This is a genomic window from Mesorhizobium sp. M2D.F.Ca.ET.226.01.1.1 (genome assembly GCF_004022705.2).
Classification (GTDB): domain Bacteria; phylum Pseudomonadota; class Alphaproteobacteria; order Rhizobiales; family Rhizobiaceae; genus Mesorhizobium.
In genome coordinates, this window is the sequence record NZ_RZOY02000008.1 from 95,146 (window position 1) to 108,325 (window position 13,180).

Consider the following 13,180-nt stretch of genomic DNA (forward strand, 5'->3'; position numbering starts at 1 on the left):
GTCTCGAAAGCCCGGCTTGAACCGATCTTCGGAGTGGAGAACAACCAATGAGCATAAGAGGTCTTTTCACAGTGAGCTGCCGGCAGCGCATCGGCTCGGTCTTCTTCGCCATCGCGCTGGCAGCGCTTTCGCTCCCCAAGGCCTGGGCAGCGGATAATCCCTACAATCTCATCGACCCCAAGACGATCAGCGTCGGCACGATGGGCGACGCCAAGCCCTATGCCTTCACCACCGCCGACGGCAAGTTCACCGGCTTCGATCTCGAATTCTTCCTCAACGTCGTCGGCCGCATGGGCTTCAAGCCGGACCAGGTGACCTTCACCGGCCAGGAGTTCTCGGCGCTGATGCCTTCGGTCGCCAACCAGCGTTTCGATGTCGCGGTCGCGGCCATCGGCACGACGGAGAAGCGCAAGCAGACCGTCGATTTCTCTGACGGCTACCTCGCCGGATACCTGTCGGTGCTGACATCCGACCCCAAGATCACCAGCGCCGAAGGCCTTGCCGGCAAGCGTCTCGGCGTCGTGCAGGGCACGCTGCAGGAGATCTATGCCGCCAAGAACTTTACGGGTACCGACCTGGTCAAGTTTCCGGACAACAACTCGGCCATCGCCGCGCTCAACAACGGCACGATCGACGGACACTTCCTCGACTATGAGGCGGCCAAGCAATATGGCGAGCGCTATCCGGCGCTTAAGATCGCCATCAACATCCCGTCTTTTGACGCGCCGGCCGGCTTCGTTATCCGCAAGGGCAACGACGCTTTTCGCGAGGCGCTGAACAAGGGCATCCACGAAGCCATGCAGGACGGCACCTGGCGCGACCTCTACCAGAAGTGGTTCCCCGGATCGCCGATGCCGGAGCAATATCTCCCCAAGAAGAACTGACCTGCGCATTGCCGCCGGCGCGAATGCCGGCGGCCTTTCAGGCAGGCCATGAGCGATCGCGCGACGGAGAGTTCCGTCGCCGAGCAAGGCAGGTTGGCGGATGGACTGGTTAGCGAACCTTCAGCGCAGCTTTTTCGATTGGAATGCGATGGCCGAGGTGCTGCCGTCGCTGCTTGCCGTTGGGTTGAAGAATACATTGATCCTCGCCGCGACCTCAACGGTGCTCGGCATCTTCATCGGCATGGTGCTTGCCGTCATGGGCATCTCTCGCTCCACCTGGCTGCGCATTCCGGCACGCGTCTACACCGACATTTTTCGCGGACTCCCCGCCATCCTCACCATCCTCTTGATCGGCCAGGGCTTTGCGCGCATCGGCCGCGAGCTGTTCGGCCCCTCCCCTTACCCGCTCGGCATCCTTGCGCTCAGCCTGATCGCCGGCGCCTATATCGGCGAGATCTTTCGCTCCGGCATCCAGAGCGTCGAAAGCGGCCAGATGGAAGCCTGCCGTGCGCTCTCTATGAGCTACGGCCAGGGCATGCGGCTGATCGTCATTCCGCAAGGCGTGCGCCGCGTGCTGCCGGCCCTGGTCAACCAGTTCATCGGCAACGTCAAGGATTCCAGCCTCGTCTATTTCCTCGGCTTGCTCGCTTCCGAACGCGAGATTTTCCGCATCGGCCAGGACCAGGCCGTGGTCACCGGCAATCTGTCGCCGCTGCTTCTGGCCGGCATGTTCTATCTGATCATCACGGTGCCGCTGACCCATGTGGTCAACACCATCGACAACCGCCTACGGCTCGGCAAGCAGAAGCCGGGTGGCGTGGTTAGCGGCCTCGTCGAGGTCGGCGAGTTGAAGGACACGGCCGGCGAAGCCTCGTCCGGCGCGCCGCTGCCGGCGATCAAGGCCGGCAGCCTCGAAGTGCGCGATCTCGACATGGCCTATGGCGAGTTGCAGGTGCTGAAGCAAATCCGGCTCAAGATCGAGCCGGGAACGGTCACCTGTGTCATCGGGCCGTCGGGTTCGGGAAAGTCGACGCTGCTGCGCTGCCTCAACCGGCTGGTGGAACCGAAGGCCGGCGACGTCCTGCTCGACGGCGAGAGCATCTTGGCTATGAAGCCGGAAAAGCTGCGCCGGCGCGTCGGCATGGTCTTCCAGCACTTCAACCTGTTCCCGAACCACACTGCGATCGAGAACGTCATGCTGGCGCTGACAAGGATCAAGGGCATGCCGGCAAGCCAGGCCAGGCGGACGGCCGAAGCGCGCCTGGCGGAAGTGGGTCTTGCCGCCCGCGCGGACTACCGGCCGAGCCGCCTCTCCGGCGGCCAGCAGCAGCGCGTGGCGATCGCCCGCGCGCTGGCCATGGACCCCGAGGTCATCCTCTTCGACGAGGTGACCAGCGCGCTCGACCCCGAACTGGTCAAAGGCGTGCTCAACCTGATGGCCGATCTCGGCCGGCGCGGCATGACGATGATCGTCGTCACCCATGAGATGGGGTTCGCGCGCAAGGTGGCCGACCAGGTCGCGTTCATGGACGAGGGCCGCATCGTCGAGGTCGGCCCGCCGGCGGAGATATTCGACCGGCCGAAAAGCCCGCGACTCCGGCAATTTCTCGCCGAGGTGCTGTGAGCGATGCCGCCGCGCCCTCTCCCAAGCCAAAGCCCGATCATCGAAAGCTGCAGTCATGACTGAAAAATCCGCCCTCAAGGTCGCCGTCATCGGCGCCGGCATCTTCGGCGTCTCAACCGCCGTTCATCTCGCCCGACTCGGCGCCCAAGTGACGATCGTCAGCGACGGGCCGGTCGCCAACGGCGCGTCGTCGCGCTCACTCGCCTGGCTCAACTCCGCGCGAAAACGCTCGGCCGCCTACCATGCACTGCGCATCGCGGGCCTCGACCGCTACCGGAGGTTCGCGGCCGGACAGGATTGCCGCGCCTGGCTGCGGCTTGACGGCGGGCTCACCTGGGACGCCGACAACGCCGCCAACCAGATCGAGGAAATCTTTCAGCACGAACAGGCGATCGGTTACGAGACGCGGCTGCTCGCGCCCGCCGAGATCGCCGCCGTCACGCCAGGCATCGACGCAAAGGCCGTTTCTCGCCAAGGCGCCATTTTCAATGCCGGCGAAGGCTGGGTCGACCTGCCGTCGCTTATAGGCCTGCTGCTGCGGGAGTTCGGCGGACGCGGCGGGCGGATTATCACCGATGCAGGCGCTGCCGATGTTGTTCTCGCCAGTGGCCGGGCGACCGGCGTGAGGACCTCCTCCGGCCTGGCTATCGATGCCGACGCCGTCGTGGTCGCGACCGGCCCGGCGGTGCCGGCCATGGCGGCAAAGGCAGGCCGGCGCATTGGTGACGGCACGACGCGCGCGCTGCTCCTCTTCAGCAAGCCAGTCCGCCATCCGCTGCGCGCCGTGCTCAACACGCCGCGTGTCGCCATCCGGCCGACCCCCAACGGTGGTTTCGCGCTCGACTCGGCCTGGTCCGAGGAAGAAGTCATCGTGCGCGACGACGGCAGCTACGAGGCCAAGCCATCGACGATCGCGGGCCTGCTCGAGGAGGCCTCCAAGGTGCTGGAAGGCAATCCGAAACTGCCGCTGGAAAGCTATCACATGGGACCGAAGCCGATACCGGCCGATGGCGAACCGGTTATCGGCCAGCTGGCCGGCATCCCGGGCTACAACGTCGTCTTCAGCCACAGCGGCGCCACGCTCGGTCTCATCGCGGGCGAATTGCTGGCGGGCGAGATCGTCACCGGCGAGCCCAGTCCGTTGCTTGAGCCGTTTCGTCCCGCGCGGTTCGACGGTTGAGAAGCCGTTTGCCAGGCCCGCGTCTTTCGGCACAGATTGCGCGTGGCCGGTTTTCGACGGCTCGAATGCGAGAAACAATCGGGCATGGATCACTTCGACCTCGGCACCTATCGCCGTCCCATCTCCACCTCCTCAGCCGAAACGCAGCGCTGGTTCGATATCGGGCTGAACTGGTGCTACGGCTTCAACCACGAGGAAGGCATAAAATGCTTCGAGAAGGCGCTGGAGACCGATCCAGCTTGCGCCTTCGTGCATTGGGGCATCGCCTATGCCGCTGGCCCTTTTTACAATCTGACCTGGAAGGAGCATGGCAAGGATGAGGCCAACCGCGCCGCCAAGCGCTGCTTCGAACATGTGCAGCTGGCGCGAGCCAGTGCGGCTAAGGCAAGCGTCGTCGAGCAGCGGCTGATCGAAGCTCTTGCCGCCCGCTTCCAGCAACCGCACGCCGTAAGCCCGGCCGAGTTCGAACGATGGGACGACCCCTATGCCGCCGCGATGCGCGAGGTTTTTCGCGACTCTCCCGACGACCATGATGTGATGGCGTTGACCGTCGAGGCGCTGATGATGCGCACGGTGCGGCGGCTGTGGAACCTCAAGACCGGCGCGCCGGCGCCGAATTCGGACGTGCTCGAAGCGCTGGAGATCTGCGAGCGTTCGATCCGGATGTCGGACGAGACCGGCACGACCCCGCATCCGGCGATCCTTCACCTTCATACCCATCTGCTCGAAATGTCGACCCAGCCGGAGCGCGGCACACGCTCGGCGGAGCGGCTGGGCACGATGTGCCCGGATGCCGGCCATATGAACCACATGCCGGGGCATATCCACGTGCTGTGCGGCGAATATGAGAAGGCCAAGATCGCCAGCGAGAAGGCGGTGCGCGCCAACGACCTCTACCTCGCCTATGCCGGCGAACCGACCTATTACCTGCTCGGCTGCTGCCACGACCTGCATCTGATGATGTTCGCCTGCATGTTGCTTGGCCAGTACCGTCCGGCGCTCTGGGCGGCCGACAAGGTGCGCAGCCTGGCGACGCGCGATGTCGTCAGCATCCCCGAGCGGCCGAAGCTGACGCAGACGGTCGAGGGCTATCACGCGATGAAATCGCATGTTCAGGTGCGCTTCGGACGCTGGCGCGAGATCATCGACGAGCCGATGAATAGCGAGCCCGACCTTTATGTGGTGACCACCGCGATGCAGCATTACGCCAAGGGCGTGGCGCATGCGACGCTGCGCGACTTCGCTTCCGCCGAGCGCGAACGCGATCTGTTCAGCCGGCAAATCGACGGCATTCCGGCGGAGCGCCGTTTCCTCAGCAACCCGACAAAAGCCTCGCTCGCGGTAGGCGCGGCGCTGCTCGACGGTGAGTTCGCCTATCACCAGGGGCGTCATGAGGAGGCCTACGGGCATCTGCGGCGCGCGGTCGAGGTCGACGACAACCTCTCCTACACCGAGCCATGGGCCTGGATGCATCCGCCGCGTCACGCGCTGGCGGCGCTCCTGCTCGACCAGGGCCATGCGGCGGAGGCCGAGCAGGTCTATCGCGACGATCTCGGCCTGAGCGGCGCGGTTCAGCGTTGCGCCCAGCATCCGGACAATGTCTGGGCGCTGCACGGGCTGGTCGAATGCCTGAAGCGACGTGGCGAGAGAGACGAATTGCCGGGGTTGCAGGCGAAACTGGCGGCGGCGCTTGCCAAGGCGGATGTGGCGATCACCTCGTCATGCCTGTGCCGGACGAGCGTGGATAATTGCTGCTGTCATTGAGGCCGCGCCTTCAACGGAGCGTGCCATTCTCTACGAGAATATCTTCGCCAATTCGTCGACGCTGGTCCCTTCCTTGATCCGAAGCAGTTCGACATAACTAACAGCGGCAGCCACGGATGTTAGCACCATGATGACCGCCCTCACAGCGGAGTCCACCAACAGGCCGAACGTGATGTTCAAAGGGAGGACGACGCGGGTAATCACCAAGCCAATCAATGTACCCGTCACTATAAGGATCAGCCATAGCCATAGCAGCGCCCATCGACTTCCTTTGGTCAGGTCGCGGCTGCGCGCCATGCTGTCGAGGATGCCCCGTCTTTCCTGAATCATGACCGGCATCGTAACCGCCCAGCGAAGCAAAAGCAGGATGCCGGGCACGAGCAGCAGCAGCAGGCCTATCAAGATGCCAAGCGTCACCAGCAACGAAGCGCCGAGTATCGGGAACAGGAGCGCGAGCGCGACGCCGAAGCAATCCGCGAAAACAGGCTTGCTGCCACGTAGGTCTACGATTGCTGCGCGGATGACAGACGTCTGGAGAACGGCCGTAATAAAGAGATAGACCGGCACACCCAGCACGACGATGGTTGCATTTTGGGAAACAAATGCCTTGGCCGGTAGCCGGGCCGCGCCACTGTTCACATACCAAAGCAATGCGACGAATCTCGGCAGGGCGTGAAACGCAACGCCGATGCCGAGACACAAGGCCGGATTACGGCCGATCACCGCGAAACTGTCGTTGAACACCCGCCCTATACGGAACCGATCGGGCACACCGAGAGCAGTAGACGCCATGGTGGTCTTCTCCGATGACGTTTCTTAGGAGAAGATTTCCGCCAGTTCGTCGATGCTGGCACCTTCCTTCGCCTGACGCAGTTCGACGTAGCTCGCAGCCGTCGCGACCGACAGCACCATCGACACCACGGCCTGCACCAGCGCGGACCCCACTTCGGCAAGGATCCCGCCGAATAGAACGAGGACCAGCAGCATCCCCCACTGGATGATCATGGCTATGATGATCAGAATGAGGAACAGGCCGAACAGCGACCAGCGGCTGCCCTTGGTCAGGGCGCGGCTGCGTGACATCGAGCCGAACACGCCGCGCCGCTCCTGGATGAGAACGGGAACCGACATCGACCAACCCAGCCACAGAATGATGCCGGGTACAACAAGCAGCATCAGTCCGATGCCCGCGCCCAGGCCGACCAGCAGGCCGACTGCCAGCGTCGGAAGGAGGAAGCGAATTGCGGTTTGCACGCAGTCGCCGAAGGACGGCCGCTTGCCGTTCAGATCCTCGATCGTGGCGCGCATCAGCGCGGCCTGCAGCAGCAGCGCGAAAACAAATCCGATCAAACCGGCTATGACGCTGACGGAGGAGTTGCGAAACATCGCGCTGGGATCCGGCATCGCGGCCGGATCGTGGTGCAGTATCGCGTCGAGTTGCGGTTGCTGCCACAGCCGGATCAACAGCGCCGGCAGCCCGGAGAACAGGGCCGCAAGTCCTATGCAAAGTCCGATATTGCGCGTGAGCACGCCGAAGGTGGTGTTGAATACCCTGCCGATCTCGAATCTGCCGGGTCGTCCCAATGTAGCAGTGGTCATGGTAATTTCCCCCTGAGTCACCGCCGTGTCCAATCGGCGACTTCAAAGTAAATTTGCCAAGATTGAAGGGCTGCGTCCAGTGCGCTTGCAATTGTCATGGCGTATTGCCAGTGTCAGCCCCGAACCGCAGGTTGCAGGGGGACGAGCGGGTGACGGCCGCAGTGACGGAAGACGCCGGACGGCTGGCGCAGCTGCACAAGCAGCTGCTGACGGACGATTCGATCCAGTTTGCGTTGCCCAGCTTCGTGCGACCCGAGCCGCCGGAATGGCTGAAGCCGTTGCTGGACGGCCTGGCCAAGCTCGGCCCCTACATGATCTATCTGTTCTGGGGCGCAGTGATTACTGGCGTCGCTATCATCGCGCTGCTTCTCGTGCTTGAAGCAAAGGGTGTCGCCTGGCGGCTGCCCTGGTGGCGCAAACGCCAGGAAGCCGAGGCGGCGAAGGAGGAGTGGCGACCGGACGCGGGTGCCGCGCAGATCCTGCTCTCCGAGGCCGATGCGCTCGCCGCGCGCGGCGAGTTTGACGAGGCGGTGCATCTTCTCTTGCGCCGCAGCGTCGCCGACATTGCCACCCGGTTGCCGGACTTCCTGCGCCCGTCGCTCACCGCGCGCGACATCGCGGCGGCGGGTTCGATCCCCACCCGGCCCCGCGCCGCCTTCAGCGAGATCGCGCGCATCGTCGAAGCCGCGCTGTTCGCCCGCCGACCCGTCGGCGCCGAAGGCTGGCAACAGGCACGCGGCGCCTATGAGCGTTTCGCCTTCCGGGATGCCTGGGCATGAGCGCGGCAACGACGGAAGCAGCGCAGGAACCGTTCAGCCGCAAGACGCTGTTCTGGGGCATTTTCGCCAGCCTGCTGGCGGCGGCAGGCTTCTTCCTGCTTTCCACCTACGCGCCCGATTTCCGCCAGCCCGAAGGCGGCGCCACGCCGTTTTCGAAGGGCGGCACAGGCTACGCCGGGCTTGTCGAATGGTTGAAGCTCACCAATGGACAGCCGCCGCCGATGGAGCGCGGCGAGAAGGACCTGAAGTCGCCGCTGGCTTCGACCTTCCTGCTCATCGTCACCATCGCGGCGGGCAGTGACCCGGCCGCGCTCGATCACATCATCAAGCTGCGCACCGGCAAAGACACGCTCTTCGTCATGCCGAAATGGCAGACCCTTCCCCTGCTGGGCCATGACGGCTGGGAGACCAAGGTCGAACGACTTCCCGATGCGGTCGTCAACGACTGGCTCGGCCGTATCGCCAAGGCGAAGCTCGGCGAAGGCAAACCGACGGTCGACAAGATCGATGTCCAAGGCCGCAAGATCGCCGTGCCGGACGAACTGCAATGGGTGGCGGACGATCACCCGCTGATCGCCGCGGGCGACGGCAAGGCCATCCTCACCGAGCTCGATGACGAACCTTTCTACATCCTCACCGATCCGGATTTCATCAACAATGCCGCGTTGGGTGACGAGCAGAAGGCGGCCGCCGCGCTCGATATGATCGCCATGCTGGAGCCCGCCAAGGGCGCGGTCATGTTCGACCTGACGCTGCACGGCGTCGGCCAGAAATACGATCTCGCCAAGCTTTTGATCGAACCGCCCTTCCTGGCTTTGACGCTTTCGGTGCTGGTGGCGGCCGCGCTTGCCTTCCTGCACGGGCTCGGCCGCTTCGGGCCGCCGCGCGCGGAAGGCCGCGCCATCGCCTTCGGCAAACGGGCGCTGGTCGACACCACGGCGACGCTGTTGAGGCGCGCCGGGCGGCTGCAGGGGCTTGGAGACCGCTATGCAGCGCTGGTGCGGCAGCGCGCCGGCGCTCTGCTCGGCGCGCCACATGGGCTCCAGGGCGAAGCGCTCGACCGCTGGCTCGACTCCCGCGACAAGAGCGAAGCGCACGGCTTCAGCCAACGCTTCAAGGCCGCGAACGAATCCAACAATTTGGCCGCAATGCATGAGGCAGCCGAACAGCTGCATGACTGGACGGCAAGGAGGCTCGGTGAACGTCGATGAAGTGAAGGTCCTGGCGAATGCGATCAGGGAAGAAGTGGCAAAAGCAATCACCGGCCAGCGCGACACGGTCGACCTGATGCTGACGGCCTTGTTCGCCGGCGGCCACATCCTGCTCGAAGGCCCGCCGGGCACGGCCAAGACCATGACGGCGCGCTGCTTCGCGCAGGCGCTCGGCGTCACCTATGGCCGCATCCAGTTCACGCCCGACCTGATGCCAGGCGATATCGTCGGCGCCAACATCTACAATTTCCAGACCGGGCAGTTCACGCTGACGCGCGGTCCGATCTTCTGCGACCTTTTGCTCGCCGACGAAATCAACCGCACGCCGCCGAAGACGCAGGCAGCACTCCTCGAAGCCATGCAGGAGCACGCCGTCACCTTCGACGGCACCACGCATTCTCTGGGCAGGAATTTCATGGTGGTGGCGACGCAGAACCCGATCGAGCATCAGGGCGTCTATCCGCTGCCCGAAGCCCAGCTCGACCGCTTCCTGTTCAAGCACCGGGTGAGCTATCCGGACCCCAAGGAAGAGCGCGCCATCATCGTCCATCACGGCGGCGGCTCCGCCGCGCACGATATCGAGCAATACGGCATCAAGGCGCAGACCGACCGCAAATCGCTCGAAGCCGCCGTCGCCACGGTCGGCGACGTCACGCTGGTCGACGACGTCGTCGGCTATATCGCGGCGCTGGTGCGCGGCACCCGCGAAAGCCCTGACCTGGAAGTGGGCGCAAGTCCGCGCGCGGGCGCCATGCTGGCGCGGGCCGCGCGCGCCAGGGCGGCGCTCGACGGCCGCAACTATGTCATTCCGGACGACGTCAAGGCATTGGCCGTTCCGGCGCTGCGCCACCGCGTCGTGCTTTCGCCGGCGGCGCAGATCGACGGGCGCCTGGTCGAGCAGATCGTCTCCGACCTCGTCGACCATACGGAAGCGCCACGTTGATCTATCCGAGCGGCCGAGCGGTCTGGGCGGCGGCGGCGGGGGCGATCCCCGCCTTCCTGATCGCGCTCGCGCTGCCCTCTGTCTGGTATCTCGGCCTGTTGTGGATCTGCCTGCTGCTTGCCTTCCTGGCGGTGGACGCGGCAGCCGGACGAGGCCGCGCCTCGCTCAACGCGACGCTGACGTCGCCGCCGCAGGTCGGCGTCGGCGGGCGCTTCACGCTGCACATCGCGGCCGGTCTCGGCGCCAGGCTGCGGCGCCTGCAGGCGCGTGTCGGGCATGACCAGCGGGTGCAGCCAGTCGCCGGCACCGGCGGCGCGCTGCCGGCCAATGGCGGCACGCTCGACCTCGAATTCGAGGCGATCCGCCGTGGCATCGCCAGTTTCGACCGGCTCTGGTTGCGCTGGCAGGGCCCGTTCGGACTGGTGTGGAACCAGGTCATACTGCCGGTCGATCGCAAGGTCGCGGTGCTGCCCAATGTCAACAGCGCGCGCGACGAGGCGATTACGCTCTTGCAGCGCTCGGCGCTCGCCGACGGCCATGCGCAGAAGCGCGCCGGCCAGGGCCGGGAGTTCGAAGCGCTGAAGGACTACCAGCCCGGCATGGGCCGGCGCATGATCGACTGGAAGCGCAGCGCCCGCCACGGCAAGCTTCTGGCGCGCGAGTTCCGGATCGAGGAGAACAACAGCATCGTTCTGGCCATCGATAGCGGCCGCCTGATGTGCGAGCCGGTCGACGGCGTGCCGAAGGTCGACCGGGCGGTGACGGCCGCACTTCTGTCGGCCTTCATCGCGCTCAAGGGCGGCGACCTCGTCAGCCTGTTTTCCTTCGACGCCCGGCCGCGTGTTTCCAGCGGCGCGGTGCGCGGTTCGCCGAGCTTCAGCATGATCCAGAAGCGCGCCGCCGAGATCGACTATTCGACCGAGGAGACCAACTTCACCCTGGCGCTCACCACGCTCTCGGCCAAGCTCGACCGGCGCTCGCTGGTCATCATCTTCACCGATTTCGTCGATCCGATCAGCGCCGAACTGATGCTGCGCACCGTCGGCCGGCTGACCGAGCGGCATCTGGTGCTGTTCATGCTGATGCGGGACGTGGAGCTCGAAACGCTGGCTGACATGCCGCCGGCGAAGCCCGAGGATGTCGCGCGCTCGGTCACCGCCGGCGACCTTTTACGGCAGCGGCAAGTGGTGATCGGCAGGCTCAGGCTGCTGGGCGCGCATGTCATCGAGGCCGACCACCAGCGGCTCGGCCCGGCGCTGATCGAGCGCTATATCCAGCTCAAGGAGGAGAACCTCTTATGACGCTGTCCGTCGGCACCGATGCGGTGCGGCAGTCGCTGGCCAGCTTCCGCCAGGAGCGCGAGGCCGACTGGAAAGCCTTCGAGGCGCTGCTGGCGCGCGTCGAGAAGCGCGCGCCGCGCGCCCTGTCGGAAGACGAATTGTTGTCGCTCCCCCTGCTCTATCGTTCGGCGCTGTCCTCGCTTTCGGTGGCCCGCGCGACCTCGCTCGATAGCGCGCTGATCGCCTATCTCGAGGCGCTCTGCCTGCGCGGCTATTTCTACCTCTACGGCGCGCGGCGCTCCTTGCGGACGCGCATCGGCGACTTCTTCCTGCACGACTGGCCGGCGGCGATCCGCGACCTTTGGCGCGAAGTGTGGACATCGGTCTGCCTCACGGTGATCGGCGCGATTGCCGGCTATTGGCTGGTCGCCTCCGACAAGCGTTGGTACGACGCCATCATCGCGCCGAGCCTGGCCGGCGGGCGTAACCCGGACTCCTCGGCCGAGATGTTGCACAGCGTGCTCTACGGCGGCGGCGACCACTTTCTCTCGGGCTTTGCCGCCTATCTCTTCACCCATAACACCCAGGTCTCGATACTGGCCTTCGCGCTGGGCTTCGCTTTCGCCGTGCCGAGCGTGCTGATCATCCTGATGAATGGCTGCATGCTCGGCGCCATCTTCCAGATCTATGCCGCCAAGGGCCTCGGCTTCGAGCTCGGCGGCTGGCTTTCGATCCACGGCACGACGGAGCTGTTCGCCATCGCCATCGCGGGCGCGGCCGGCATGCGTATCGGCACTAGCATCGCCTTTCCCGGCGAACTGACCCGCATGGCCGCCGCCGCACGGGCCGGACGCGTGGCGGCGACCGCCATGATCGGCGTCACGGTGATGCTGCTTTTTGCCGGCCTGCTCGAAGGCATCGGCCGGCAGACCATCACCAGCGACATCGTCCGCTATTCGATCGGCGGCGGCATGCTGGCTTTCTGGATCTCGTATTTCTACCTGTTCCGTATGGTGCGGCATGGCGACCGCTAGGGCCAAGGTCAAGACCAGGAACCCGGCCGCGATGTTCCGTCCGCTGGTCACGCCGGAGGGCGTCGACCTCAGGGTCAAGCTGGCGGATGCCGGAACACGTGCTTCGGGGTTCCTGCTCGACGTGGTGATCATCATCGTGGCTGCGGTCGTGGTCAGCCTCGTGGCGCTGTTCGGCCTCGGCGGCCTCGGTTTGAAGGACGCGGAGCCGCTGTTCATCGTCTGGATCATCTTCATCTTCTTCCTGCGCAACGTCTATTTCATCGCCTTCGAGGCCGGGCGTCGCGCCGCCACGCCCGGCAAGCGCATGGTCGGCGTCAGGGTCGCTTCGCGCAGCGGCGCCGGCCTCACCCTCGACCAGGTCATCGCGCGCAACCTGATGCGCGAGATCGAAGTGTTCCTGCCGCTGTCGATCCTCGCCGCGCGCGCCAGCGCCGATGTCGCCGACACGCTGACGACCATCTTCGGCCTTGTCTGGGCGCTGCTGTTCTCGCTGTTCCCGCTGTTCAACCGCGACCGACTGAGGATCGGCGACCTGCTCGCCGGCACCTGGGTGGTCGAGGCGCCGAAAGTGGCGCTGCTCGAGGACCTTTCGCGGCGCAGGGACCCGGTCGCGGCCCGCTTCCAGTTCAGCCCGGCGCAGCTCGACGCCTATGGCATCGCCGAACTGCAGAAGCTGGAGGAGGTGCTGCGCCGCGACGATTATTCCGCGCTGAAGGCAGTGGCGGAGACCATCGCCCGCAAGATCGGCGCCAGGGTCGAGCCGATCGATTCAAAGGCTTTCCTCACCGCCTATTACGGCGAGCTCCGCGCGCATCTGGAGCGCAAGCTGCTGCTCGGAAACCGCAAGGCGGATAAGTACGCGCGTTAGCCGGGGCGCGAGCT

12 protein-coding genes are annotated in these 13,180 nt (G+C 65.3%); 10 read left to right on the forward strand and 2 right to left on the reverse strand.

What is annotated here, in order from left to right; genetic code table 11:
• Positions 1-47 precede the first annotated feature (47 nt).
• The 4 genes from EN869_RS19450 to EN869_RS19465 all read left to right on the forward strand — a co-directional run bounded on the left by EN869_RS19450 (position 48) and on the right by EN869_RS19465 (position 5,452).
• Positions 48-884 (forward strand): ABC transporter substrate-binding protein, encoded by an 837-nt coding sequence (locus EN869_RS19450; protein WP_127227464.1) that lies wholly within the window; start codon positions 48-50, stop codon positions 882-884.
• 100 nt (positions 885-984) lie between these two features.
• The gene (locus tag EN869_RS35515) at positions 985-2,508 is read left to right on the forward strand and encodes an amino acid ABC transporter permease/ATP-binding protein (protein WP_127227463.1); all 1,524 of its coding nucleotides are present in this window, start codon (positions 985-987) and stop codon (positions 2,506-2,508) included.
• Positions 2,509-2,563: 55 nt separating this feature from the next.
• Positions 2,564-3,688: an FAD-binding oxidoreductase gene (locus tag EN869_RS19460; RefSeq protein ID WP_127227462.1), complete on the forward strand. Its 1,125-nt coding sequence runs from the start codon at positions 2,564-2,566 to the stop codon at positions 3,686-3,688.
• A gap of 84 nt (positions 3,689-3,772) precedes the next feature.
• Positions 3,773-5,452: a tetratricopeptide repeat protein gene (locus tag EN869_RS19465; RefSeq protein WP_127227461.1), complete on the forward strand. Its 1,680-nt coding sequence runs from the start codon at positions 3,773-3,775 to the stop codon at positions 5,450-5,452.
• A 30-nt stretch (positions 5,453-5,482) separates the two neighbouring features.
• Here EN869_RS19465 and EN869_RS19470 read toward each other — a convergent pair whose 3' ends face one another.
• A complete protein-coding gene (locus EN869_RS19470; protein ID WP_127227460.1) occupies positions 5,483-6,244 on the reverse strand; it encodes a glycerophosphoryl diester phosphodiesterase membrane domain-containing protein in 762 nt (253 codons plus the stop codon).
• Positions 6,245-6,268: 24 nt separating this feature from the next.
• A complete protein-coding gene (locus tag EN869_RS19475) occupies positions 6,269-7,084 on the reverse strand; it encodes a hypothetical protein (RefSeq protein ID WP_245489446.1) in 816 nt (271 codons plus the stop codon).
• A 128-nt stretch (positions 7,085-7,212) separates the two neighbouring features.
• On the opposite strand from EN869_RS19475, the gene EN869_RS19480 reads away from it, so the two are divergent.
• The 6 genes from EN869_RS19480 to EN869_RS19505 are packed head-to-tail and all read left to right on the forward strand — an operon-like array spanning position 7,213 to position 13,166.
• A complete protein-coding gene (locus EN869_RS19480) occupies positions 7,213-7,830 on the forward strand; it encodes a DUF4129 domain-containing protein (RefSeq protein WP_245489445.1) in 618 nt (205 codons plus the stop codon).
• Positions 7,827-9,041, forward strand: a complete 1,215-nt coding sequence (locus EN869_RS19485) for a DUF4350 domain-containing protein (RefSeq protein ID WP_127227459.1) — start codon at positions 7,827-7,829, stop codon at positions 9,039-9,041. The genes EN869_RS19480 and EN869_RS19485 overlap by 4 nt, the downstream gene beginning before the upstream one ends.
• Positions 9,028-9,984, forward strand: coding sequence for a MoxR family ATPase (locus tag EN869_RS19490; RefSeq protein ID WP_127227458.1), 957 nt, complete (start codon positions 9,028-9,030; stop codon positions 9,982-9,984). The genes EN869_RS19485 and EN869_RS19490 overlap by 14 nt, the downstream gene beginning before the upstream one ends.
• Entirely contained in the window at positions 9,981-11,285 is a 1,305-nt protein-coding gene (locus EN869_RS19495; RefSeq protein WP_127227457.1) for a DUF58 domain-containing protein, read from the forward strand. Before EN869_RS19490 ends, EN869_RS19495 begins: the two co-directional genes overlap by 4 nt.
• A complete protein-coding gene (locus EN869_RS19500) occupies positions 11,282-12,298 on the forward strand; it encodes a stage II sporulation protein M (protein ID WP_127227456.1) in 1,017 nt (338 codons plus the stop codon). The genes EN869_RS19495 and EN869_RS19500 overlap by 4 nt, the downstream gene beginning before the upstream one ends.
• Positions 12,285-13,166: an RDD family protein gene (locus EN869_RS19505; protein ID WP_127227455.1), complete on the forward strand. Its 882-nt coding sequence runs from the start codon at positions 12,285-12,287 to the stop codon at positions 13,164-13,166. Before EN869_RS19500 ends, EN869_RS19505 begins: the two co-directional genes overlap by 14 nt.
• The last annotated feature ends 14 nt before the right edge of the window (positions 13,167-13,180 follow it).

Bases quoted from the DNA above. Each gene is read 5' to 3' on its own strand.
- EN869_RS35515 (WP_127227463.1), top strand. From the start codon at position 985: ATGGACTGGTTAGCGAACCTTCAGCGCAGCTTTTTCGATTGGAATGCG.
- EN869_RS19500 (WP_127227456.1), top strand. From the start codon at position 11,282: ATGACGCTGTCCGTCGGCACCGATGCGGTGCGGCAGTCGCTGGCCAGC.
- EN869_RS19450 (WP_127227464.1), top strand. From the start codon at position 48: ATGAGCATAAGAGGTCTTTTCACAGTGAGCTGCCGGCAGCGCATCGGC.
- EN869_RS19465 (WP_127227461.1), top strand. From the start codon at position 3,773: ATGGATCACTTCGACCTCGGCACCTATCGCCGTCCCATCTCCACCTCC.
- EN869_RS19485 (WP_127227459.1), top strand. From the start codon at position 7,827: ATGAGCGCGGCAACGACGGAAGCAGCGCAGGAACCGTTCAGCCGCAAG.
- EN869_RS19470 (WP_127227460.1), bottom strand. From the start codon at position 6,244: ATGGCGTCTACTGCTCTCGGTGTGCCCGATCGGTTCCGTATAGGGCGG.
- EN869_RS19505 (WP_127227455.1), top strand. From the start codon at position 12,285: ATGGCGACCGCTAGGGCCAAGGTCAAGACCAGGAACCCGGCCGCGATG.
- EN869_RS19460 (WP_127227462.1), top strand. From the start codon at position 2,564: ATGACTGAAAAATCCGCCCTCAAGGTCGCCGTCATCGGCGCCGGCATC.